At 65.2% G+C, this 23,924-nt stretch carries 21 protein-coding genes, 2 pseudogenes and 1 other annotated feature; of the genes and pseudogenes, 11 read left to right on the forward strand and 12 right to left on the reverse strand.

Annotation, left to right across the window (positions count from 1 at the left end; all coding sequences use genetic code 11):
• Positions 1–72: 72 nt before the first annotated feature.
• From NI18_RS01980 to NI18_RS01985, 3 genes and pseudogenes are all read right to left on the reverse strand, one after another.
• A pseudogene (locus tag NI18_RS01980) lies at positions 73–2,169 on the reverse strand (PAS domain-containing protein).
• Between the two features lie 45 nt (positions 2,170–2,214).
• Positions 2,215–2,985, reverse strand: a pseudogene (locus tag NI18_RS27735) (PAS domain-containing protein); the annotation flags it as partial.
• Positions 2,986–3,141: 156 nt separating this feature from the next.
• Positions 3,142–3,906 (reverse strand): N-formylglutamate amidohydrolase, encoded by a 765-nt coding sequence (locus NI18_RS01985; RefSeq protein WP_128082023.1) that lies wholly within the window; start codon positions 3,904–3,906, stop codon positions 3,142–3,144.
• Positions 3,907–3,922: 16 nt separating this feature from the next.
• Between NI18_RS01985 and NI18_RS01990 the strand changes: the two genes are divergently transcribed.
• The 3 genes from NI18_RS01990 to NI18_RS02000 are packed head-to-tail and all read left to right on the forward strand — an operon-like array spanning position 3,923 to position 6,076.
• On the forward strand, positions 3,923–4,849 hold the full coding sequence (locus NI18_RS01990) for a transglutaminase family protein (protein ID WP_052148920.1): 927 nt from the start codon (positions 3,923–3,925) through the stop codon (positions 4,847–4,849).
• A gap of 13 nt (positions 4,850–4,862) precedes the next feature.
• The gene (locus tag NI18_RS01995; protein WP_084214954.1) at positions 4,863–5,744 is read left to right on the forward strand and encodes a transglutaminase family protein; all 882 of its coding nucleotides are present in this window, start codon (positions 4,863–4,865) and stop codon (positions 5,742–5,744) included.
• A gap of 11 nt (positions 5,745–5,755) precedes the next feature.
• Entirely contained in the window at positions 5,756–6,076 is a 321-nt protein-coding gene (locus NI18_RS02000) for a hypothetical protein (RefSeq protein ID WP_347574784.1), read from the forward strand.
• Positions 6,077–6,126: 50 nt separating this feature from the next.
• On the opposite strand, the gene NI18_RS02005 is transcribed toward NI18_RS02000, so the two are convergent.
• Both NI18_RS02005 and NI18_RS22855 read right to left on the reverse strand, forming a co-directional pair.
• The gene (locus tag NI18_RS02005; protein WP_037527712.1) at positions 6,127–6,861 is read right to left on the reverse strand and encodes a Crp/Fnr family transcriptional regulator; all 735 of its coding nucleotides are present in this window, start codon (positions 6,859–6,861) and stop codon (positions 6,127–6,129) included.
• Positions 6,862–6,993: 132 nt separating this feature from the next.
• Entirely contained in the window at positions 6,994–7,476 is a 483-nt protein-coding gene (locus tag NI18_RS22855) for an arylesterase (RefSeq protein ID WP_052148922.1), read from the reverse strand.
• Positions 7,477–7,766: 290 nt separating this feature from the next.
• Between NI18_RS22855 and NI18_RS02015 the strand changes: the two genes are divergently transcribed.
• From NI18_RS02015 to NI18_RS02035, 5 genes are all read left to right on the forward strand, one after another.
• Positions 7,767–8,462: an ATP-binding cassette domain-containing protein gene (locus tag NI18_RS02015; RefSeq protein ID WP_306286179.1), complete on the forward strand. Its 696-nt coding sequence runs from the start codon at positions 7,767–7,769 to the stop codon at positions 8,460–8,462.
• Positions 8,459–11,047 carry an FtsX-like permease family protein gene (locus tag NI18_RS02020; protein WP_347574785.1) on the forward strand — a complete coding sequence of 863 codons (2,589 nt, stop codon included), beginning with the start codon at positions 8,459–8,461 and terminating at the stop codon, positions 11,045–11,047. Before NI18_RS02015 ends, NI18_RS02020 begins: the two co-directional genes overlap by 4 nt.
• On the forward strand, positions 11,044–12,249 hold the full coding sequence (locus NI18_RS02025; protein WP_306286180.1) for a YihY/virulence factor BrkB family protein: 1,206 nt from the start codon (positions 11,044–11,046) through the stop codon (positions 12,247–12,249). The genes NI18_RS02020 and NI18_RS02025 overlap by 4 nt, the downstream gene beginning before the upstream one ends.
• Positions 12,230–12,616 carry a ribonuclease HI family protein gene (locus NI18_RS02030; protein ID WP_037527831.1) on the forward strand — a complete coding sequence of 129 codons (387 nt, stop codon included), beginning with the start codon at positions 12,230–12,232 and terminating at the stop codon, positions 12,614–12,616. Before NI18_RS02025 ends, NI18_RS02030 begins: the two co-directional genes overlap by 20 nt.
• Before the next feature lie 144 nt (positions 12,617–12,760).
• Positions 12,761–13,528: a Crp/Fnr family transcriptional regulator gene (locus tag NI18_RS02035; RefSeq protein ID WP_306286181.1), complete on the forward strand. Its 768-nt coding sequence runs from the start codon at positions 12,761–12,763 to the stop codon at positions 13,526–13,528.
• On the opposite strand, the gene NI18_RS02040 is transcribed toward NI18_RS02035, so the two are convergent.
• The 4 genes from NI18_RS02040 to NI18_RS02055 all read right to left on the reverse strand — a co-directional run bounded on the left by NI18_RS02040 (position 13,525) and on the right by NI18_RS02055 (position 17,366).
• Positions 13,525–14,274 carry a 3'(2'),5'-bisphosphate nucleotidase CysQ gene (locus tag NI18_RS02040; RefSeq protein WP_037527717.1) on the reverse strand — a complete coding sequence of 250 codons (750 nt, stop codon included), beginning with the start codon at positions 14,272–14,274 and terminating at the stop codon, positions 13,525–13,527. The two genes, NI18_RS02035 and NI18_RS02040, sit on opposite strands and share 4 nt — an antisense overlap.
• Complete coding sequence (gene cysN / locus NI18_RS02045) at positions 14,271–16,184, reverse strand: sulfate adenylyltransferase subunit CysN (protein ID WP_037527719.1); 1,914 nt, start codon at positions 16,182–16,184, stop codon at positions 14,271–14,273. The genes NI18_RS02040 and cysN overlap by 4 nt, the downstream gene beginning before the upstream one ends.
• Entirely contained in the window at positions 16,184–17,083 is a 900-nt protein-coding gene (cysD, locus tag NI18_RS02050; RefSeq protein ID WP_031396556.1) for a sulfate adenylyltransferase subunit CysD, read from the reverse strand. Before cysD ends, cysN begins: the two co-directional genes overlap by 1 nt.
• Positions 17,084–17,150: 67 nt before the next feature.
• Positions 17,151–17,366 carry a hypothetical protein gene (locus tag NI18_RS02055; protein WP_031441137.1) on the reverse strand — a complete coding sequence of 72 codons (216 nt, stop codon included), beginning with the start codon at positions 17,364–17,366 and terminating at the stop codon, positions 17,151–17,153.
• A gap of 206 nt (positions 17,367–17,572) precedes the next feature.
• Here NI18_RS02055 and NI18_RS02065 point away from each other — a divergent pair.
• From NI18_RS02065 to NI18_RS02080, 3 genes are all read left to right on the forward strand, one after another.
• Positions 17,573–18,801, forward strand: a protein-coding gene (locus tag NI18_RS02065) for an IS3 family transposase (RefSeq protein ID WP_128082025.1) whose coding sequence is annotated in 2 segments (ribosomal slippage) — positions 17,573–17,861 and positions 17,861–18,801 — 1,230 coding nt in all. Because the reading frame shifts where the segments join, the coding sequence is not laid out codon by codon here.
• Positions 17,854–17,970, forward strand: a sequence feature (AL1L pseudoknot). It overlaps the preceding gene by 117 nt.
• 1,179 nt (positions 18,802–19,980) lie before the next feature.
• Positions 19,981–20,967 (forward strand): MipA/OmpV family protein, encoded by a 987-nt coding sequence (locus NI18_RS02070; RefSeq protein ID WP_084214958.1) that lies wholly within the window; start codon positions 19,981–19,983, stop codon positions 20,965–20,967.
• Between the two features lie 286 nt (positions 20,968–21,253).
• Positions 21,254–22,425, forward strand: a protein-coding gene (locus tag NI18_RS02080) for an IS3 family transposase (protein WP_128082026.1) whose coding sequence is annotated in 2 segments (ribosomal slippage) — positions 21,254–21,518 and positions 21,518–22,425 — 1,173 coding nt in all. Because the reading frame shifts where the segments join, the coding sequence is not laid out codon by codon here.
• Here the strand turns inward: NI18_RS02080 and NI18_RS02085 are convergent.
• The 3 genes from NI18_RS02085 to NI18_RS21960 all read right to left on the reverse strand — a co-directional run bounded on the left by NI18_RS02085 (position 22,422) and on the right by NI18_RS21960 (position 23,847).
• Positions 22,422–22,709 (reverse strand): EAL domain-containing protein, encoded by a 288-nt coding sequence (locus NI18_RS02085; RefSeq protein ID WP_347574786.1) that lies wholly within the window; start codon positions 22,707–22,709, stop codon positions 22,422–22,424. The genes NI18_RS02080 and NI18_RS02085 overlap by 4 nt on opposite strands.
• 95 nt (positions 22,710–22,804) lie before the next feature.
• Complete coding sequence (locus NI18_RS02090) at positions 22,805–23,551, reverse strand: hypothetical protein (protein WP_128082027.1); 747 nt, start codon at positions 23,549–23,551, stop codon at positions 22,805–22,807.
• A gap of 5 nt (positions 23,552–23,556) precedes the next feature.
• Entirely contained in the window at positions 23,557–23,847 is a 291-nt protein-coding gene (locus tag NI18_RS21960; RefSeq protein WP_052148924.1) for a hypothetical protein, read from the reverse strand.
• Positions 23,848–23,924: the final 77 nt, after the last annotated feature.

The following is a 23,924-nucleotide window of genomic DNA, read 5'->3' on the forward strand; positions in this document are numbered from 1 at the left end:
GCGTTAAACCCCTTAAATGAACTTTCCGTCATGAACTGGCACAACCCGGGCAGGGGTGGCCTGGCATGTGGACTAGGCCAGGCGGATGAGATCGCGGATACGGCCGGCCAGCGCGTCGATCGCAAAGGGTTTCGTCATCACGTGCATGCCCGGATCGAGATGGCCGTTGCCGACCACCGCATTTTCGGCATAGCCGGTGATGAAGAGGATCTTGAGGTCCGGACGGCCTACGCGCGCGGCATCCGCCATCTGCCGCCCGTTCATCCCCCCCGGCAAGCCGACATCCGTGACCAGCAGGTCGATGCGCGTGTCGGACTGGAGGATCTTCAAGCCGGCAGGCCCGTCCGCGGCCTCGATAGCGGCATAGCCCAGTTCCTCGAGCACCTCGACGACCAGCATGCGAACGGTGGGCTCGTCGTCGACGATCAGCACCGTCTCGCCACGGATAGCGCGCGGGGCCTCGGCAAAGTCGGGCTGCGGTTCGTCCTCGTCCGACGGACCGAAATGCCGCGGCAGATAGATGCAGATATTGCTGCCTTCCCGGACCTCCGAATAGATCCGAACCTGTCCGCCCGACTGGCGCGCAAAGCCGTAGATCATCGACAGGCCGAGCCCGGTGCCCAGACCCAAGGGCTTGGTCGTGAAGAACGGATCAAAGGCCTTGGCGACGACCTCGGGCGCATGCCGGTGCCGTTGTCGGACACGCAGAGCGAGACATATTGTCCGGGTTCGAGATCGCGGTCGCGGCCCATCCGCGCGTCGATCCAGCGATTGGCCGTCTCGATCGTCAGCCGCCCGCCGGTTGGCATCGCATCGCGCGCGTGATGCACAGGTTGAGGATCGCGTTTCAAGCTGGTTGGGATCGACGAGCGTCGACCACAGCCCGGCGGAGGCGACCACCTCGACGGCGATATCGGGCCCGACCGTCCGGCGCACGAGCTCCTCCAGGCCGCCGATCAACCGGTTGACGTCGGTCGGCCGGGGGTCGAGCGTCTGCCGCCGCGAAAAGGCCAGCAGGCGGTGCGTCAGCGCCGCGGCACGCTTGGCGGCACCCTGTGCGGCAAGCGAGTAACGCTCGACATCGCCCAGCCGTCCCTGTGCGATGCGGATGCCGAGCAATTCGAGGCTGCCCATGATCCCCGTCAGCAGATTGTTGAAGTCGTGTGCCAGCCCGCCTGTCAGCTGGCCCACGGCTTCCATCTTCTGGCTCTGGCGCAGTGCGGCCTCGACATCCATCAACTCGCGGGTGCGCGCGGCGACCTGATCCTCGAGCGTTTCGGTCCAGGCGAGCAGTTCGGCGGCATGCCGGCGGCCATCGTCGATGTCCGTATTGGTGCCGACCCAGCGCGTGATCTGGCCGCCGATGGTCCGTACCGGCTCCGCGCGAGCAAGAAACCATCGGTAGCCGCCATCAGCACTACGCAACCGGAACTCGGCGGCATAGGTAGTGCCCGTATCGCGTGCGGCCTGCCACGTCGTCGCCGTGGCCTCGCGATCGTCGGCGTGAACCAGTGACAGCCAGGTGCCGGATCCAGTTAGAGCGCCGGGCGAAATACCGGCATAATCATAGACCTGCTGGTTGACCCAGTAGATCTCGCCATCGGGACGCGCCGCCCAGATCAGGCTGGGCACCGCTTGCGCGAAGACGCGGAACTGTTCTTCACTCTCGCGGAGTGCTGCTTCCGCACGCAGCCGCTCGGTCGCCGCACGAACCCGGTCCGCGACCTCGCGCATAAGCTGGAGTTCCTCGTCCGCCCAGACTCGCGGCTGATCGTGATTGGCATAGAGCAGCGCGACGAAGGCATCCTGTTCGAGCAACGGCATGTTGACGAACGACCATGCGCTGATCGCCTTCAGGCCGGCAGCACCCGCAGCGGTGCGCGGGTCGCGCTCGACATCGGCGATCACGACCGTGCGCCCTGCCTTCAGATCCTCGATATAGGACCCATAGTCGCGGAACTGCAGCATGCCCGCCAGGGTACGTGTTCCCGGCGCATTCCAGTCCCGCTCGACGGTGATCGTCTCGGCAAGGGTGTCGATCACACCGTAGCCGACCCGGCTGACCTGCAGGGCGTGGCCGAGGATTTCGGCCGCTGCATAGGCGATTGCCGCAGGGTCGGTCGGATCGCGAATCGCATCGCCGAGCGCCAGCAACGCGGTTTGCCGCACGTCGGCGAGCTTGCGGGCGGTGATTTCAAAGCTGATCCCAGGAAAACGTAGCGCAGTCCCGTCGGCCGCGCGCTCGCAACGGCCCTGCGCGATCACCCAGCGGATCGTCCCGTCGCGCTCCAGCAGGCGATATTCGGCTTCGAAGGGGCCGCCCGATTGGACGGCCATCTCGATTGCCTGCTCGGTGCGCGCGCGGTCGTCCGGATGAATGCCTTGAAAGAACGTCGTTATCGGTGCGCCGGCCAATGCCGCCGCCGGATCCACCCCGTACAGCAGAGCGAACCGGGCATCGGCGGTGACGCGATCCCGGGCGATGTCCCAGTCCCAGGTACCGATCCCGCCCCCGGCCGAAAGCGCCAGCTGCAACCGTTCCTCGGCCTCGCGGGCGAGCGTCTCTGTCCTGTGCCGCTCGGTCACGTCGCTGAGCAGCACGGCGATCCTGACCGAGCCCGGCTCGCCAATCCGCGCGACCTGTGCATCATAGCGCCGATCGCCCTGCGCCACGCGCGTCTCGAACCGGGTTGCGTGCCCGGTCCGGGCGATCTCGCCGAACGTCCCGATCCAATCGCCATCCAGTGCGGGCTGCAGCGCGTGCCAGGTCTGTCCGACCGGGTCGCGCAAGCCCGTCTGCCGGAGAAATTGCGCGTTCGCCTCGAGGAACCGACAATCGATCACGCGATCGCCGTCAAAGATCAGATCGACCAGCCCGAAGCCGATATCGATCGCGGTGAACACTTCGCGATAGTCGCCTTCGCCGGGACGTGCCGATACGCGCTGACGGTCGTTCCCGGGGACATTGTTCGGACTCGAGGGCATCGAATTTTCTACTCGCAGGAACACCAACTCGGGTCCGGCATACGACCAGCCATGCAGCCGGCGTCACTGGACCCGGGTCGTCAAACGCGAGACAGGCGGTGGTCGATCCCCGGGAAGTTTGGTGTCATGCGGAACGGACGCGCGCGCTGGCGGATGTCAGGGCGGACGCGACGCGTTCGGCCCAGGCGGCGCAGCGTCGGGTGCGCCGATCAGGTCCTGGCGGATTTCGATTTCGGCATAGAAACGCCGGGCAGGATAGGCATGCCGCGGGATCGTATAGTCGATCAGGTCCATCCGATAGGGCTCGTTGTCGCCCACCACGAGGTCGGGCTCATCTGCCAGTACCTCGAGCATCGCGAGGGCGAAGCGCGTGTCGCCGCCATCGTGCAGGATGCCGATATGCCAGGGCCGAATTGCCGCTCCGTCCGCGCCGCGCATCGCCGGGGTGAAGCTGTGCAGCGCAACCAGAATGGTCGGTTGTCCGGCGGCATCCCGGCGTGCGATCTCGGCCGCGATCGCCGCATGATAGGGCGCATGGATCACCGCATATCGCGCGGCTCGATCCGCCTCGCTCAGGTCGCGATTGCCGGGGATCGGCGTGCCGTCGCTGGTCTCGGCGATCGCATCGGGTTGCGTCTCGCTCCGGTTGCAGTCGACGACCAGCCGAGAATAGGTCTGGTGGATGAAGACCGCGTCGAGCCGGTTCGCCAGCAACCGTCCGACCTCGCCGACGCCGATGTCCCAGCCGATGTGCCGGCCCAGTTCGGCATCGTCGAGACCGAGCGACCCGAGCGACACGGGCACTGAATTTCCAGCATGATCGCCGATCAGGAGGAACGATGATGCGCCTTTCGGGTTGACGATGACGGTCGGAGGCCTGTCTCCTGCCGCGATCAGCGGTCCCTCGGTCCGGTTGGTCATGCGATACGGATCCTGAATGCCATTTCTCACACTTTCTCACGTGACGAGATACACTTACCGGCAACCGGTAGCATTTGGCGAGCACCGTATCATGGTCCGTCCGCGCGAAAGCCATGACCAGCAGCTGATTTCGGCCGAGCTGACCATAACCCCCGAACCGTCGGAGGTGCGCTGGCTGCACGACGTGTTCGGCAACTCGGTGGCGATCGCGACCTTCGATCGCCGTTCGCGCGAACTCGTGTTCGACAGCCGGGTGCGGCTTGATCACAGCCCCGCCGAACTCGCGACGGTCGATATCGAGCAATACGCACGCTCCTATCCGTTCACCTATTCGTCCGAGGACATGCCCGACCTGTTGCGGTCGATCGAGCGCCAGCATCACGATCCGCATCGCGAGATCGATCGCTGGGCGCGGCGGTTCCTCGATCCCTCGGGGCGGACGGATACGCTGGCGATGCTGTCCGACATGACCGCGGCGATCCGGCGCGACTTCACCTATGTGCCGCGCCCCGAAAAGGGGACACAGTCGCCGATCGAGACGCTTGCCCGCCGCAAGGGTACCTGCCGCGATTATGCGATGCTGATGATCGAGGCGGCGCGCGCGCTCGGCTTCGCGGCGCGGTTCGTGTCGGGCTATGTCTACAACCCCTCAGGCCGCGAGCAGCGGACCGGGGGCGGCAACACGCATGCCTGGGTCCGCATCTATCTGCCCGGATCGGGTTGGGTCGAGTTCGATCCGACCAACGGCATCATCGGCAGTCGCGGGCTGATCCGCGTCGCGATCGCCCGCGACATCTACCAGGCCGTGCCGATCTCGGGAAGCTGGGCGGGCTTCCCCGGCAGCTTCCTCGACATGACCGTCTCAGTCGACATCGCCGTCGACGGTCCGGACGTCGCCCCTACAGCCACAACCCCGCTCGCGCCGCAGCCGGTCCGGGCATGAGAAAGACGACCGCATGCTGATCCGCGCCGGCTATGATATTCGCTTCGAAGCCGATGTTCCGACGCCGCTGATGGCGATGCTGAGCCTTCACCCGTCGCGCAACCGCGATCTGGTCACCCCGCACCGGATCGTCGCAAGCCCCGACGTCCCGATCTACGATTATCTCGACGCGTTCGGGAATGTCTGCACGCGCATGACCGTCCCCGCCGGCGGCCTGACGCTGTCGTGCGACTTCACGATCGAGGATGACGGGCAGCCCGACCCAGTCGATCCCGATGCCGTTCAGCATGCCGTCGAGGATCTGCCGGACGAGATCCTCGTCTTCCTGCTCGGCAGCCGCTATTGCGAGACCGACCGGCTGTCCGAGACCGCTTGGTCGCTCTTCGGGCATGTGCCCTCAGGCTGGGCGCGCGTGCAGGCGATCGTGCAATTCACGCACGACCATATCGAATTCGGCTATCATCATGCGCGGGCGACCAAGACCGCCTGGGATGCGCATCAGGAACAGCAGGGCGTGTGCCGCGATTTCGCGCATCTCGCGATCACGCTGTGCCGCTGCATGAACATTCCGGCGCGCTATTGCACCGGCTATCTCGGCGATATCGGCATTCCCCCGGTCGATGCGCCGATGGATTTTTCGGCGTGGTTCGACGTCTATCTCGGCGGCCGCTGGCATACGTTTGACGCGCGACACAACCAGCCGCGGATCGGCCGGATCCTGATGGCGCGCGGCCGCGATGCGACCGATGCCGCGCTCACGACGACGTTCGGGCCAGCGCGGCTCGTGGGCTTCGACGCCACACCGACAGCGTCGACGCGGCGGCTTGAGCCCGCCGCAGCGTCGGTTTACGCTTGTCACCCCGCCGCGTTCGTGCGAACGCCGCGACACCATTAAACAATGCTGCGATGCACCATATGCCTGCTTCTTCGACACCCGGTTCCGTCCCGAGCAACGCCAACGCGCTGCTGCTGCAAGCGATCGCGCTGCGCCAGTGCGTGACCGCGGTCTACAACCGGATGCATGTCAAACTCGCGCCGCATATCCTGTTCACGCGCCATGATGACGTGTTCGTCGACGCGGTCACGCTGCAGCGCGACGGACAGCCGCCCAAGGAGATCAAGCTCGGCACGTTCAAGCTCGCCGGGCTGAAGGATATCGTCGTGATCGACGAGGGGTTCCGGCCCGACGCCGTCTTCAACCCGCACGACATCAAATATGAGGCGTGACGCTTTTCGTCGTCGAGCCGAACTGACCGCCAAACGGACTGGCGCCGTGGTTACGGCGCCGGCGGCAGCCATGCCGTCTCGATCTCGCCGTAGCGGTCGAAAAAGCCCGTCCGCCGCATTTGAAGCTCCGGGTCGAGGATCCGGACTCGTCGACCGTTGCGCTCGATCACGCCGTCACGCTCGAGCGCACGGATCGTCCGGTTGACGTGCACCTTGGTCAAGCCGAGCGCATCGCCGATATCGCTCTGCGTCAGGGGCAGGTCGAAGGAGTCGATCACGCCACCGGCAGTGACCCGAAGACGCGCCAGGATATCGAGCAGGAGCGTGGTCAGCCGCTCCGCCGCACCTTTGCGGCCGATCGAGGTGAGCCGGTCGCTCATCGCGACATTCTCGGCCGCGGCGATGGCATAGAGCAGCCCGGCGAGCCGTGGCTGCTGGCGAAAGATTTGGCCCAGATCGGCCTTGGGCAGTTCGGTGACGGTACAGTCCGACACCGCGGTCAGCGTCGCCGAGGCCTGCGACCAGGCGATGCTCGACGTGCCGATCAGGTCGCCGGCATAATGGAAGCGCAGGATCTGGCGGCCGCCGGCCGCGAGCCTCGCCGCCGAATGCAGCCAGCCATAATGGACGACGAACAGTGCATGGCTGGTCCCGCCCTCGGCCATCAGGATCTCGCCGGGCTTGAGCCGGATCTCGCGTTGCTCGGCGCGCGAGATCGCTGCGCGTTCCTCTTCCGTCAGCGCAAGATGGCGTTCGAGCCGCGCGATCAACCCACTTCGATGCATCGTTCCGCCCCTGCATTCGCCCTTGTCGGCGGCCCCTGTCGGCTGCCCATCTCGGCTGCCCGTTGCGGCCGCCCGTAACCCCATGCTCAACCATGCGGTTCGTCCGGTCGTCAACAGGTCGATTGGTCCGTATCAGCCTTTATCAAGCTGTCCCAGAATGATCGGCGTAAATCGATCGGCGATCCGATCGATGCCGCGTGTGTTCGGATGGACATGGTCGCGCTGCATCAGCGCGGCGTCGCCGATCACGCCATCGAGAATGAACGGATAGAGTCCCGCACCATAGGTCTTGGCAAGATCGGGCCAGATCGTGTCGAACGCTGCCTGATATTCGGGGCCGAGATTGGGGGGCGCCCGCATGCCCGTCAGCACGACCGGGATCTTGCGGCGGCGCGCCTCGTCCATCATCGCGGTCAGGTTGGCGCGGGTCTCGGCGGGCGCGATCTGACGCAGCACGTCGTTGCCACCCAGTCCGAGCAGGATGAGATCGGGTTTGCGGGGCAGGCTGTCGAGCGCGAAGGCGAATCGCTGGCGCCCGGCCGCGCTGGTGTCGCCCGAGACGCCGGCATTGACGATCGTCGCGTTGACGTCCTTGCGGCGGAGCGTCGCCTGCAAACGTCGGCAGGCTGTGACCGCGCGCGACGCCGTACCCCGCGTACAGACTGTCGCCAAAGGCCAGGATCAGGCGCTCGCGACCGGCCGGCGCGGGAGGCATCGCGACCGCTGTACCATCGACGGCCGTGTCGCTGCCCGCGCCGCGGGTGGCCGCCACAGGGGCCGGGCTATCCGCCGCCCGATCGCACCCCGCGAGGACCAGCGCTTGGAGAACCGCGGCGACTGCTACATATGAAGGCCTGTATCGCTCCAACGTAAAGTGCTCCATGTCCCGATCAACCTCCGACGATATGGTGATATCGGCCCGCAATGTCACGCTGACGCTCGGCAGTGCGAGTGCAGCGACCGCGATCCTCAAGGGCATCGATCTCGACATTGCGCGGGGCAGCAGCGTGGCGCTGCTCGGGCCCTCAGGGTCGGGCAAATCGTCGCTGATGGCGGTGCTGTCCGGGCTCGAACAGGCGAGCGGCGGAGAGGTCGAGGTGGCGGGACTCGATTTCGGCGCGCTCGACGAGGATGCGCTGGCACGCGCGCGGCGTGGTCGTATCGGCATCGTGCTTCAGGCATTTCATCTGTTGCCGACGATGACCGCGCTGGAAAACGTCGCCGTCCCGATGGAGCTTGCCGGCATGGCCGATGCGTTCGCACGCGCCGCCGATGAGCTGGAGGCGGTCGGGCTCGGCCACCGTACCGGGCATTATCCGACCCAGCTGTCGGGCGGGGAGCAGCAGCGTGTCGCGATCGCCCGCGCGCTGGGACCGCGGCCGGACCTCGTCTTCGCGGACGAGCCGACGGGCAACCTCGATGCCGCGACGGGTGCGGCGGTGATGGACCTGCTGTTCGATCGACGCGCGGCGACGGGCGCGACGCTGATCATCATCACGCATGATCCGGTCCTCGCGGCGCGGTGCGACCGGGTCGTCGAACTCGGTGACGGGCGTATCGTCCGCGATCAGTTGCGGTCCGTGACGGGCGCGAAGGCATGACCGACTGGCGGCTCGCCTGGCGTCTGGCCAGGCGCGAGCTCAATCTGCGGTTCCGCGGCCTGCGACTGCTGCTGGCCTGTCTGTTCCTGGGGGTCGGCGCGCTGGCGGCGATCGGCAGCCTGACCCGCGCGATCGACGGCGAACTGGCAAGTCGCGGCAGCACGATCCTGGGTGGCGACGTCGAATTCGCCACGTCGCAGCGCGCTGCGACATCCGAGGAGCGTCGCGCGATGGCCGCGCTCGGCACCGTATCGGAGACGGTGCGCATGCAGGCGACGGCGGTGCGCGGTACGGCCAGCGTGCCGATCGAACTGAAGGGCGTCGACCGCGCCTATCCGTTGTACGGCACCGTCCGGTTTGCCGATGGGGGCGCAGCGGAGCCGCCGCGTGACTTGGGGATCTGGATCGCGCCCGCGCTCGCCGACCGGCTGGGCGTCGGCCGCGGCGCCCGGGTCCGGCTGGGTACGGCCGAGTTCGTGGTCGACCATGTCCTCGCCGAGGAGCCTGACCGGCTGGGCGAAGGCTTCACCCTGGGGCCCGTCGCGATCGTTTCGTTGCCCGGGATTGCGCGGACCGGCTTGATCCAGCCCGGCAGCCTGTACGAGACCAAATATCGCGTCCGCCTCCGGTCGGGACTCGCGCCCACGCGCGCGGTCGACCGGATCAAGGCGGCATTCCCGTCCGCGGGCTGGGAAAGCAAGACCCGGGACCGTGCCGCGCCCGGTGCAGAACGCTTCGTCCAGCGAATGGGCCAGTTCCTGTTGCTCGTCGGCCTCTCCGCGCTCGTCATCGCCGGTATCGGCGTCGGGAATGGCGTCTCGTCCTATCTCGCCGCACGGCGCCAGAGCATCGCCGCGCTCAAGGTGCTTGGCGCGACGTCCGGGATGATCGCCCGGGTCTATCTGATCCAGATCGTCGTCGTCGCCGGGATCGGCATTCTAGCCGGTTTGATCGCCGGCGCCGCGGCGGTGCCGTTGATCGTCGCGCTCGCGGGCGACGTGCTGCCGGTCGCGCCGAGCTTTGCAGTGCAGCCCGTGCCGCTGCTGCTCGCCGCCGCCTATGGCATGGTGATCGCGCTGGCGTTTACCGCGCCAGCACTGGTCGAAGCCGGAAGCGTGCCGGCGGTCGTGCTGTTGCGTGGCAATGCCGGTCAGCGGCGCGTACCGTTGCGCCGGACGCTGCCCTGGGTCGCCGGTGGCGGGCTTGCGCTCGTTGCGCTCGCGCTGCTGACGGCGGAACAGCCCGGGCTCAGCGCGGGGTTCCTTGCGGCGGTCGCGGCCGTGCTGCTCCTCCTCGCCGGGTTCGGCTGGGTCATCCGGATCGCGGCTGCGCGGTTGCCGCGGGCGCGCCAGCCTTTGCTCAGGCTTGCGATTGCAGCACTGCACCGTCCCGGCGCTCGGACCGGCACGCTGGTGGTCGCCCTCGGCCTGGGGCTGACGCTGTTCGTCCTGCTGGCGGCAATCCGGACGAGCATCGATGCGAATATCGCGCAGACCGTTCCGCAGCGCGCGCCTGCGCTGTTTGCGCTCGACGTCCCGCCGCAGCGCGAAGCCGAATTCCGCCGGACGGTCGCTGAGGCCGCGCGCAAGCCGGTGGTGACCACCGTGCCCGCGATGCGCGGCACGATCACGGGCTATGCGACGACGCGTGTCGCCGATCTCAAGACCTTGCCCGAAGGCGCCTGGGCGCTGCGTGGCGAACGCGGCCTGACCTATGCCGCGACGCTGCCGGACGGCAGCCAGATCACCGCGGGACGCTGGTGGCCACGCGGCTATGCCGGGCCGCCGCTGGTGTCGATCGACGAACGGCTGGCCAAGGCGCTTAGTCTGAAGATCGGCGATCCGATCCAGTACAGCCTGCTGGGTGTCGAGCGGAGCGCGCGGATCGCCTCGTTTCGGCGGATCAGCTGGGATACGCTCGGCTTCAACTTCGTCATGATCTTTTCCCCCAACGCGATCGCCGACGCGCCGCATAATCTGGCGGCGACGATCGATCTCGACCGTGGCGAGGAGGGGGCGGTGATGCGTGCGCTGCTGCCGCGGTTCCCCTCGGTGTCGGTGATCGAGGTGCGCGACGTGCTGGGGCAGTTGCGGACGATCGTGGGGCAGATGGCGACCGCGATCACCGCAGCGGCGTCGGTCGCGATCCTTGCCGGTATCGCCGTGCTGATCGGTGCGATCGCCGCGGCACGCGAAGCGCGGACCTATGACGGGGTGATCCTGCGCACGCTCGGCGCGACCCGTCTCCAAGTGCTCGGCGTCCAAGCGCTCGAATATGCGTTTCTGACGGTGATCCTGTCCGCGGTGGCGCTGCTGCTGGGGCTGGGGGGGGGCGTGGTATGTCGTCACGCAGGTCTTCGCGTTCACATGGCTGCCGAGCTATCCGGCGGTGTTTGCGACGCTGATCGTAGGTGCGGGGCTGACGATGGCGATCGGGCTGATCGGGGCCTGGCCGATCCTCAGCGCCAGGCCAGCCCCGGCGTTGCGCGACCTCTGACCTGTTCCGGTCGCGGCACGAAATCGCGGCCGCGGCGTTTGCAAAGGATCGGGACGGCGCGATGGGCGGCCAAGGGGATTTTTGAGTGAGCAATGCAGTGGCAAACGGCGACGCGCCCGTCGACGCGACGAGCCCGTGGTCGATGTCGATGGCCACCTGGTGGTCGGTGCTGAAACGCAGCTGGGCGGAAGCCAGCGACGACAATATCGGGCTTATCGCCGCCGGCACCGCCTTTTACGCATTCGCTGCGATCGTGCCGCTGCTCGCCTCGATCGTGCTGATCTACGGGCTGGTCGCGGACACGGCGACCGTCGTCGCCAATATCCGCGGTCTGTTCCAGGTGCTGCCGGCGGACGCAGCCAAGGTTATCGGCGACCAGCTTGCCACCGTGGTCGGCACGTCCGAGGGCAAGAAGGGGTTCGGACTGATCCTCGCGCTCGCGCTTGCGCTCTACGGTGCGTCCAAGGGGGCATCATCGATCGTCACCGCGCTTAACATCGCCTATGAGGAACGCGAGACCCGCGGGTTCTTCTCGCTATACATCCTCGCATTCGCGATCACCGCGGGCGCGGTGGTTCTGGCGCTGACCGCCGCGCTGTCTACCGCGGCCTTCGCATTGCTCGACAGCATGATACCGGGGGCTCCCGATTTCGTCCTGACGCTGCTGCGGCTTACCAGCTATGCGGTGCTGGCAATGCTCGCCGTCACAGCAGCGGCGTGCCTGTATCGGTACGGGCCGAACCGCGCGCATGCCAAATGGGCGTGGTTGACCCCGGGGTCGCTTGCAGCGACGCTGATCTGGCTCGCCGCGACTATCGGCTTCGGTTTCTACGTCGCCAATTTCGGGAATTACGGCGCGACCTACGGCTCGCTGAGCGCGGTGATCGTGCTGCTGACCTGGCTGTGGCTGTCCGCCTATGTCTTTCTGCTCGGCGCCGAGCTCAACGCGGAGCTCGAGCATCGCACCACCCGCGATACAACCACAGGGCCCGAACGCCCGGCCGGTGCGCGTGGCGCCGCCGTTGCCGATGCGACCGTGACGACGCCCCCGCCTTCACACACGCCCGATGTGGCAGAACCGCGCCGTGGCGTGCGAACCGCGCAGACCGCGGCCGCATCGCGGGCCGCGCGCGCGCCAATGCCGTCGGTTCTCCTCGCGGTCGGCGGGCTGGGTGCGCTGCGTCGAGGTTCCGGCAAGGCAGGCATGATCCTGCTGGTCGTCGGCGGCGCGCTCGCCTGGGCGGGCCGGACGTCCCCGGAGGGTGACGACGATGCCCAGCGTTCCGCTTAAGCTGTTCTTCGACGGCGGCTGTCGTCCGAATCCGGGGCGCATCGAAATCGGAGTCGTCGTTCGCGGCGTGACCCATATCTTGGACGACTGCGGCCACGGCACCAATAGCGATGCGGAATGGCTGGCGGCGATCCATGCGCTGCGGATCGCCCGCGAACTTGGCGCGGTCTCGGTCGATCTGCGCGGGGACTCCGCGCTGGTGGTGGGGCAGGCGCGTGGTACTGCACGCTGTCGATCGGCTGAGCTTCGCGCGCACCGCGACGCCTTTCAGACGCTCGCGGCGACGTTCGAGACCGTGAAGATCCGCCATGTCGGCCGGTCCCACAACCTCGCCGGGATTGCGCTGGCCCGCCTGCATCCGCGCTGAGCGCTAGGCCCTTTCACCAACCCCTGATTGACAGTGCTGGTCGTGGCGCGCCAGCCTGCTATAGCGGTACCATCGTTGGTCCGTTCCTGACCGCCGACGACAGAGAGATGCGCGCGCTCCCGTCACACCGACTGGAGAACTGCGTTGGCCATCGCTCCATCGTCCCCGACCCCCGCAAAGACTGCATCATCGCCTCTCGCGCTGATGATCCGGAAGCTCGAAACCCATGCGACGCTCGACCGACGTGATCGCGAGGCGATCCGGGCCCTGCCGCACCATGTCCGCACGTTCGATGCATCCGCCTATCTCGTCCGCGAGGGCGACAGTCTCCAGCATTGCTCGGTGCTAGTCTCGGGCTATGCGTTTCGCCAGAAGGTCACCGGCGACGGGTTGCGGCAGATCGTGTCGCTGCACATTCCCGGCGAGCCGCTTGATCTCCAGCATCTGTTTCTCGATCTCGCGGACCACAACGTCCAGACGCTGACGCGCGCCGAGGTGGCGATCATCCCGCGCGCGGCGCTGCAGAGCCTGGCCCTGTCGCATCCGGCAATCGGGCATGCGCTGTTCGTCAACACGCTGGTCGAGGGATCAATCTTCCGCGAATGGGCGCTGAACGTCGGGCGGCGCGACGCCCGGACCCGGCTGGCGCATTTCCTGTGTGAAGTCGCAGCGCGGCTCGACGCGCAGGGTCTCGACGGGGTCAGGGGCTATGAGCTGCCGATGTCACAGGAACAGATCGGTGACGCGCTCGGGCTGACCGCGGTCCATGTCAACCGGACGATGAAGCTGCTCGAAAGCGAAGGGCTGATCGTCCGCACCAGACGATGGATCAGCATTCCCAGCTGGACCGCGTTGCGCGAGGTCGCGGACTTTTCGAGCCGCTATCTCCACGTGAGGTCCAAGGCCGACTAGTCGCGCGCTGCGGCCAAAGCCGCGAGGATCGACGCGGCGAGTTCGGGACGGCAGATCAGGAGATCGGGGAGCAGCGGATCGACGCAGTTGTAGACCAGCTGGCTGCCGTCGATCCGCGACGCATGCAATCCCGCGGCGATCGCAACCGCAGCCGGGGCGCAATTGTCCCACTCATACTGGCCTCCGTCATGAAGATAGGCGTCGGCCCGGCCATCGACGACGGCCATCGCCTTGGCACCCGCCGATCCCATCGGCACCAGGGTCGCCCCCATCGCGGCACCGACGCGACGTGCGATGTCCGGCGCTCGCGAGCGGCTGACGACGATCCGGAGCGGTTCGCCTGCGGGTGCCCAGGTCCTTGCCGGATCGTCGGTCGCGAAGACTGCACCGCGCGCAGGCACCGCAACCGCACCGACGCGCGGGACGCCATCGATCGCGAGGCCGATATGCACCGCCCAGTCATCGAGGCCCTCGGCATATTCGCGCGTGCCGTCGAGCGGGTCGACGATCCAGACGCGCTGCGCTGCACAGCGGCTGCGATCGTCGAGCGATTCTTCGGACAGGATGAAATCGTTCGGGCGTTCGGCGCGCAGCCGGTCGATGATCAGCATATTCGCCTCGCGGTCGCCCACAGCCCCCATTGCCGCCCCCACGATCGTCCCTCGCGCCCGGATCTCCTGCAGGAGCGCGCCTGCCTCTAGCGCCACCGAGCGCGCGAGTCCGGCATCGGTCAGGTCGGTCGTCACAGGTCGTAGCTCCAGACGCCGATGACATGTTCGACGATGCGCTCGGCCGCGGCCTCCGGGCTCTCGCGGGTCGTATCGATCCGGATGTCGGGACGCTGGGGCGCCTCATACGGGCTCGATATGCCGGTGAAGTCGGCGATCTCGCCGGCGCGTGCCTTGGCGTAGAGCCCCTTGACGTCGCGCGCCTCGGCAGACGCAAGCGGCGTGTCGACAAAGATCTCGACGAACTCGCCCGGGGCGACCATCGAACGCACCATGTCCCGCTCGGCGCGGAACGGCGAGATAAACGCGGTCAGCACGATCAGCCCGGCATCCGCCATCAACCGTGCGACCTCGCCGATCCGGCGGATATTCTCGATCCGGCCGGCTTCGGTAAAGTCGAGGTCGCGGTTGAGCCCGTGACGGATATTGTCGCCGTCGAGCAGAAAGCTGTGCCGGCCGAGCGCGAACAGCTTCTTCTCGACCAGGTTCGCGATCGTCGACTTGCCCGAGCCCGACAGGCCGGTGAACCAGAGAATCCTGGGCGACTGACCCTTTTGCGCGGCATGCGCCTCGCGCGTGACGTCGATCGATTGCCAGTGGACGTTCTGCGCACGGCGCAGCGCCGATCCGATCATGCCCGCCGCGACGGTCGCGTTCGTGGCGCGGTCGATTAGGATGAACCCGCCGAGATCAGCGCCGTCGGCATAAGGCTCGAACACGATCGCGCGATCGGCATAGACCTCCGCGACCCCGATATCGTTGAGCGCGAGCGTGGAGGCGGACAATTCGGCCTGCGTGTTGACGTCGACGACGTGACGCGGCGGCTGGACCGTTGCCCCGACAACCTGGGTGCCGAGCTTCAGCTGATAGCCGCGGCCCGGTACGAGCGGCGTGTCGGACATCCAGACGATGGTCGCGAGGAACTGGTCGGCGGCCTCGGGCGGCGCATCGGCGGCGGCGATCACGTCGCCGCGCGAGCAATCGACCTCGTCGGCGAGCACGATCGTCACCGACTGGCCGGCGACCGCCTCGGTCAGGTCACCGCCGAGCGCGACGATCCGCGCGACGGTCGTCGTCTTTCCCGACGGGACGACGCGGACGCTGTCGCCGGGGCGCACGGTGCCGCTGGCGATCATGCCGGCAAAGCCGCGGAAATCGAGATCGGGGCGATTCACCCATTGCACGGGCAGCCGGAAGGACTGCGCCTGGCGCGCGTCGGCGTTGATCGGCACGGTCTCGAGGTGCGCGAGCAGCGGCAGTCCGGTGTACCAGGGCATCGTCGCCGCCTGGGTCGCGACGTTTTCGCCGGTCAGTCCCGACAACGGGATCGCGGTGAAGCGGTCGATACCGATCGACGCGGCAAAGGTCCGGTATTCCTCGACGATCGCGTCGAACCGCGCCTCGTCATGGCCGACCAGATCCATCTTGTTCACCGCGAGCACGATCTCGCGGATGCCGACAAGGTGCGCCAGATAGCTGTGACGGCGGGTCTGGGTCAGCACGCCCTTGCGCGCGTCGATCAGGATGACGGCCAGGTCTGCGGTCGACGCGCCGGTGACCATGTTGCGCGTATATTGCTCGTGCCCCGGCGTGTCCGCGACGATGAACTTCCGCTTTTCGGTCGAGAAAAAGCGATAGGCGACGTCGATCGTGATGCCTTGTTCGCGCTCCGCGGCAAGACCGTCGACCAGCAGCGCAAAGTCGATATTCTGGCCCTGCGTGCCGACCCGGCGGCTGTCCGCCTCGAGTGCTGCGAGCTGATCCTCAAAGATCGTCTTAGAATCATACAGCAGCCGGCCGATCAGCGTCGACTTGCCGTCATCGACCGAGCCGCAGGTGATGAAGCGGAGCATCGACTTGTTCGCATGCGTATCGAGATAGGCGTCGATATCCGACGCGATCAGCGCCTCGGGCGTATAGGCGGACATCAGAAATACCCCTCGCGCTTCTTCTTCTCCATGCTCGCCGCCTGATCATGGTCGATCGCGCGGCCCTGACGCTCGCTGGTCGTCGTCAGCAGCATCTCCTGGATGACGTCGGGCAGCGTCGCCGCCTCGCTTTCGACCGCGCCGGTCAGCGGGTAGCAGCCGAGCGTCCGGAAGCGGATCGACCGATCGACCGCGACTTCGCCTTCACGAAAGCGGAACCGCTCGTCATCGACCATCAGCAGCATCCCGTCGCGCTCGACGGTCGGGCGCGGCGCGGCGAAGTAGAGCGGGACGATCTCGATCCCCTCGGCCAGGATATATTGCCAGATGTCGAGCTCGGTCCAGTTGGACAGCGGGAAGACGCGGATGCTTTCGCCCTTGGCGATCCGCGTATTGTACAGGCGCCAGAGCTCGGGGCGCTGCGCTTTCGGATCCCAGCCGTGACTCGCCGAGCGGAAGCTGAAGATTCGCTCCTTGGCGCGGCTCTTCTCCTCGTCACGCCGCGCGCCGCCGAACGCCGCGTCATAGCCGCCCGCAGTCAGCGCCTGCTTCAGCCCGTCGGTCTTCCACATGTCGGTGTGGCGGCTGCCATGGTCGAACGGGTTGATCCCGAGCGCTTTCGCCTCGGGATTGGTGTGGACGATCAGCTCCATCCCGGCTTCCGCTGCCGCACGATCGCGCAAATCGTACATCGCGCGGAATTTCCACGTCGTGTCGACATGCAGCAGCGGGAAGGGCGGACGCGCGGGGAAGAACGCCTTCTTCGCCAGATGCAGCATCACGGCGGAATCCTTGCCGACCGAATAGAGCATCACCGGGCGCTCGGCCTCGGCGACGACTTCGCGCAGGATGTGGATGCTCTCGGCTTCGAGGCGTTGCAGATGTGTGAGCCCGGTCATTGCGTTCCCAGATAGGCCCGCGGACGCGGTGTGCGACGAACTTATACTGTTGGCCGCGAAAGCGCGATCAGTCGCGCGACTGGTCGACCGAGTCGATCAGCCGCCCGCCCGCCATGAATACCGCGGTCGAACAGGCCGCCGCGAGCAGCCAGCCGCCATAGCCCGGATACTGCTCCAGATAATGGCTGCCACGTTCGACCGCCCCGAGACCGAGCCCGTAGATAACGAGATACGCCTCGAACTTGGTCTTGATCACGAACAGGCGGCAGAAACGTTTCCACATTGCCGCAACCTAGCAACGGTCGTGCCAAGCGCGGAATTGCGCCGTTTGCGCAGGGTCGGGGTTGGTTAACTGTCAATTAACCCGACACGGCAGAACTCTGCGCTTCTGACGTGAGATTACCGGAAAACCTCCGCTGTTTCCACCGAGACGAAGTGAAGCGTCCCGGATTTCCTGGAGGCTCCCACTTGTGAGTAGGAGCATCGAGAATGAGCAAGACGACAAACAAGTTTTCGCCTGAGGTCCGCGAGCGGGCTGTTCGGATGGTGAGCGAGCACCGGGCGGATCACCGTTCGGAATGGGATGCGCTGGTGTCGATCGCGGGCAAGATCGGCTGCACGGCGGAGACGCTGCGGCGTTGGTGCCGCGACGATGCTGGCCGGCGTGCGGGGCCAGCAGCGCTGGCAGATGATGACCGTGCCAGATTGAAGCTGCTCGAGCGAGAAGTGAAGGAGCTCCGCCGGGCCAACGAGATCCTCAGGAAGGCGTCGGCATATTTTGCGATGGCGGAGCTCGACCGCCCCGGGCGATGAAGATGGCGTTCATCGACGCGCATCGGGAGGAGTTGGGAATCGAGCCGATCTGCCAGGAACTGGCGGTCGCCCCCTCCTCGTATCATCAACATGCGGCCCGGCGGGCAGATCCGGGCAAACGTTCCGCTCGCGCCCGGCATGACGACGAGCTGAAAGAGCATATCCGGCGTGTCCACGAGGACAGCTTTGGCCTGTACGGTTCGCGCAAGGTATGGCGGCAGCTGCTGCGCGATGGCGTCACCATCGCAAAATGCACGGTCGAGCGGCTGATGAAGGTGATGGGGCTGGCCGGTGTCCGGCGTGGCAAATCCTGCGTCACCACGGTTTCGGATCGCAAGGTCGTATGCCCGCTCGACAAGGTCAATCGGGAATTCAAGGTCCAGCGTCCGAATGCCTTGTGGGTCGTGGACTTTACCTACGTCCACACCTGGGCGGGGTTCGTCTACGTGGCGTTCGTCATCGATGCTTTCGCCCGCCGGATCGTCGGCTGGAAAGTCAGCAGCAGTGCTACCGCCGGCTTCGTGCTGGATGCGCTCGAGCAGGCCATCCATGCCCGTCGTCCTACCGCCGACGATCGTCTCATCCACCACTCGGACAGAGGCTCGCAATACCTCGCCATGAGCTACACCCAGCGCCTGGCGGAGGCAAAGCTGGTGCCGTCGGTCGGCAGCGTCGGAGATTCGTACGACAATGCCCTCGCCGAGACGATCAACGGCCTGTTCAAGGCTGAGGTCATCTGGCGCCAGCGCTCCTGGCCAAGCCTCGCCGCTGTCGAAATGGCGACGTTGCGGTGGGTGGACTGGTTCAACAACCAACGCCTCTTCGGCCCGATCGGCTACGTCACGCCCAGCGAGGCCGAAGCTGAATACTATGCCGCGCAATTGGAAACCGCTATCGCGGCATGACTCAAACCAAACTGCCTCCGGGAAATCCGGGACGCTTCACCTCTCTAGGTTTTCTGATTGTTGGGCATGCGAGATAAACTTGAAATCAGGTAGCGAAGGACCGCGTTGGCGTTTATCGTTCAACCAGCCGGTGTTGGACAATCGCGCTGCTCGATCGACTCCTGCCTTCGGGCAAGCATCTTTGCGTTGGCATGGTGCAGAGCGCAGCACCGCAGCGCTGCGCCTTTGGGAAACCCCGAGTTGGGGCTTAGGAGCGCAATGCGAGCTCGAGTAGCCGTCTCCCCGCGGCTATGAAAATCCTAACTGCCGGCCCCTGACATCCCTCGTCAACGTGCCGCCTGCTGGCGAAAAGCTTTCAACGCCCGCCGCGCTCACGCCACTGCGATTGCCTGCGGGCACATAGCCGCCCCCAGTCAGTTGAGCCACCATACCAACAAACGACAGGCAGATGCGCGATGCACTTTGGGACAGAGACCGGCATGCCGCCGCTGATGGCGGTACAATCACCCACAGCGATGACTGCTGCCGCTCGGATACGGCCTGGGACTGTCAGCATCGAAATCGCCGACGATCGTCAAGACGGCTTGAGAGATCGCCGACCTTATATGCCGATGCCGTCCAGAAGGCCCTCCTGAACGCGAACTTCATAGTGCTACCAGCGGGTAGCCCGAGCCGTTACATCGCGAGAATATCGATTACGCGTCAGCATCGCGGAATAGCGACATCCGGTACAATGGTCAGGAGCCCCTCCGCCGATGTCGGAAGCTGGGGAGTTGGTGCTCGGGTAACCTTGCCTTCAACAAAACGAGAGGTGCACGATCTCATCGTGACTGAACTACGAGTGCAAATATCACTCCGGAACGGTCAACCAGGCATTTGGGCAGGCAGAGCGCTAACCGCGCAGGTAGATGGCACCGAAGCGGGGAGCTCTGCAGCGATAGGCAACAAGCTTGCTACGGCTCTGCTATCACAATTCCCACGTCTTCTTGATGGTCCGATATCGGTTCCGTGAGGCTATTTGCGTACGGGCGCTCCGTGCTCCCACCCTGAAGCGTAGGTGGGAAGCCCGAAGGCTACAGCAGCCGTTACGCCGAGCACACCGACGTCGTTAGCGGCGTGTACGTCCAGTGGGAACGCGCTCGAATGTGAGACGACGACGTATGACGCCGGAGGAGACTGATGCTAATTTACAACGGCTTCAATTTAACAAACCTCCTGGCGCCCGAGGCCGTACAGATTCTCCGACCGCGACGTTGCGGCATTATCACAGAGGGAATTCACTTGTTGCGCACTTTACGTATTTCCAGCCATGTCGCTGTGCTTGCCACCACTGTTCTCGTGGGCGTCGCCGCCCCTGCGTTTGCGCAGGACGCGGCGCGCGGCGCGCCCGACGACATGGCCGCTCGGGCGGACGCCGACACTATAACAATCGGCGTCGGGGCAGCGTTTGTTCCGGATTACGAAGGCTCGAACAACAACAAATGGTCCGCCGCACCGGTGGCAATCGGAACGGTCGGCGGCTTTGGTTTCAGTGTGCTCGGCAACCGAGCAAGCATCGACCTCATTCCTGACAAGGCGTCCAACGGGCTAGACTTCCAGGCTGGCCCAATCGGCGTGCTCAACTTCAATCGCCAGAGCACGAAGGGCATCGACGATGACCGCGTCCGTGCGCTCGGGAAAATCAAGACCGCGATCGAGGTCGGCGGCTATGTGGGTGTCGGCAAGACCGGTGTTATCACCAGCCCCTACGACAAGCTGTCGGTAACGCTCAGCTATCGCCACGACGTGAACAATTCGCATGACAGCGCAATCTGGCAGCCGACGGTCAGCTATCTAATGCCGGTCAGCACGAAGGCCGCGCTGGCACTGTTCGGATCGGCGGAACATGCCGGCCGCGGGTACGCGAACACCTATTTCAGCATCACGCCTACGCAGAGCGCTGTAAGCACGCTGCCGGTCTATAACGCCAGCAAGGGCTGGAAGAGCTACACACTCGGCGGGGCTGTCACCTATTCATTGACGGGCGATCTGCTGCAAGGGTTCAAGCTGGTTGCGGGCGGCACGTATGTCCGTCTGCTCAACGATTTCGCCGACAGTCCTGTAACGAGCATTGCCGGATCTAAGTCCCAGTGGCTTGGGGCTGTGGGCATCGGCTACACCTTCTAAGGATCCAAGCCGTAGCGCTGAACCGGGTTTCGGATTGTTCCTTTCAACACCGACGGTCCGAGGTTTTTTGCGCCCGAGAACCAACGTTCCGCCACTCACCCCTGGTTCGGGAGTGATGGCGGAGTACCGGTACACACTAATTAAATGGAAAACAGCAACCTTGCCGAGTTGGGTAGATTTCGGGAGTTTAGCGCCACATCCGGTGATGTTCGTGTAGCCTAACTGAGCTGCCCCCTTCTGAGCGGTCCAACGACTATGAGAGTCTGGATCAAGGAAGGGACGACGAATGCCTGCGAAAAAGCATAAGCCGGAAGAGATCATCGGGAAGCTGCGTGAAGTTGAAATCGTCCTGGGCCAGGGCGGGACGACCGCCGAGGCGTGTCGGCGGATCGCGGTCAGCGAGCAAACCTATTACCGCTGGCGCAAGGAATATGGTGGCCTGAAGACGGATCAGGCTCGTCGGATGAAGGATTTGGAGAAGGAGAACCTGCGGCTGCGGCGTGCGATCTCCGACCTGACACTGGACAAGCTGATCCTGCAGGAGGCGGCACGGGGAAACTTCTAAGCCCCGCGCGGCGCCGACGCTGCATTGACCAAGTGAAAGAGGTGCTGGACGTATCCGAGCGACGGGTGTGTCGCGTGCTCGGGCAGCATCGGTCGACGCAGCGCAAAGTGCCGTGTGGGGCAGATGACGAACAGGCACTGACTGAGGACATCGTTGCGCTGGCCGGGCAGTATGGACGCTACGGTTACCGCCGGGTGACCGCACTGCTGCATGCCGCGGGGTGGTCGGTGAATCATAAGCGTGTCGAACGCATCTGGCGGCGTGAGGGGCTGAAGGTGCCACAGAAGCAACCCAAGCGTGGCCGGCTGTGGTTGAACGACGGCTCGTGCATCCGGCTGCGGCCGGAGTATCCGGGGCATGTCTGGGCATACGACTTTGTCGAAGCGCGAACGCACGACGGGCGCAAGTTCCGGATCCTCACGATCATCGACGAGGCCAGCAGGGAATGCCTGGCGCTGATCGTCGCACGTCAGTTGAAACACGAAGACGTGCTGGCGGCGCTTGCCGAGCTGTTCATCGCCCGGGGGCCGCCCGCGCATATCAGGTCGGACAATGGCAGCGAGTTCATCGCTACCGCGGTCCAGAAATGGCTCGGCCAGATCGGCGTGAAGACGCTGTACATCGCGCCGGGCTCGCCATGGGAAAACGGCTATAACGAGAGCTTCAACGGTTCGCTTCGCGACGAGCTGCTCAACGGCGAGATCTTCTACAGCCTCGCCGAGGCAAGGGTGCTGATCGAGGCGTGGCGGCGTCACTATAACACTGTCCGACCACACAGCAGCCTGGGCTATCGACCTCCAGCGCCAGCAGCAGCGACCCCGCCATTGCCAGCCTTCGGTTCCGCTTCGCTCCACCTACGCCCGGCAATGGCGGCGGAGGCGACAATGCACTAACTATCTACCCGGACCACCCGGTGGGGGCTGCTCAGTTCGTACACTGCGTTCGGCATGAAGTTAATCGACAGTTTCGCGTCTCCGTCGGAAACGAACAGGCGACCAGCGAGCTCGATCGCCTTTACCCGACACGCTTGATCGAACTTGTAGATCATGTCGGGATCCACGCTCGACAGGACGTCGCCGGCCGACTGACCATCCGTGCCGCGGACCAGGGCTTCATAGGCAAACACCGAGCCGGTCGTGATATCCACGATCGGCTGGAACGCCATCGTGATCGCCATCTTCAGCGGCGTACTTGTCTTGCAGCCTTGGCAGGCGGCTGTCGTTTTGAAAGGCACCGCTGAAGCTTTGTCAGCCGACGTGATTGGTGAATGCATCATGCCCAGTCTTCTAGTTTGCCCATCGCGTTACGGGGTAGAACGGTTCCGAAGCGAAAGCTTTTGGGGCGTTCATGATCTTTTAGATTCTGCACTACGAAACGATCGAGGTGAAAAGCCAGATCGCTTGCTTCTAGCCCTGCTTCGGGAACGACAAACGCCTTCAAACGGCCGTTCGCGTGCAGTCGGACCGTAACGTCGGCTACGCCGTCGGCGCGCCGCAGAACCTCGGCTACATGGTTCGGCCATACATTCAGTCCGGCAACCTTCACTGCACCGTCGCGCCGCCCGACGGGGCGCAGCCATCGCTCTTCGGCTCGTTCTATCAGGTCCGGCATTTCCGTAAGCGTGCCACCGCCGTCCGAGAGATCCCAGTCGTGATCACTTCGCGGTACCAGGTTCCAGCGAGGCAGTAGTTCATACATCGCATCGGGCACCTGTCGGAGCGCGATAGCGCCGGTTTCGGAGGAGCCGTATACGTCGATCAGGCGGCTGAGCCCCGCCGAGAGGAGTTCCTTTGCAACGAGATCATCGAGCACGCCTGCCGAGCTTACGCCGACGACGTCGTTCGGGAAGCGTCGCGTCATCCGTGATATGGCTTGCCACTGGTCCGGTACCGCCACGACGAGATCGCCCGCCACGAGTTCAAGGGCGGTGCCAAGCGGTCGCACGATGACAGGGACGCCGAGCGCACTCGGCAGGAACGCAGTCCAGATCATTCCATAGAGGTGGTTGGCGGGTACCATCGCGATTACCCGCTTCCGGTCGCAAAGCGGTTTGCCAGATATGCGGCTTCGTTGAGCAGCGTGCCGAGAGCATGAACGCATGGTCGCGCGGCTCCGGTCGAACCGGAGGTCTTGACGGTTATCGTACAGCCCCTCGTCTCATATCCCGCCATGACCCAGTCAATCCAGTCGCTCACCTTTTGCGGCGCTTGTTCGGCCAACGAGGTGTCATCAAGCCCGAAGGTTTCGGCCAGAGCGCCAAGCGCCCCAAGCTGTTCGAGCGAGTCCAGCCCCAAGCCTTCGTCGCCGATGAGCATGTCTTCAGGCCATTCACCCGGTAGCATCGAGGACAAGGATCCATCCCGCAACCGCTGTACTTCTACGGTCGTGACGG

The sequence above is a fragment of the Sphingomonas sp. Ant20 genome (assembly GCF_000783375.1).
Taxonomy (GTDB): Bacteria; Pseudomonadota; Alphaproteobacteria; order Sphingomonadales; family Sphingomonadaceae; genus Sphingomonas; species Sphingomonas aerolata.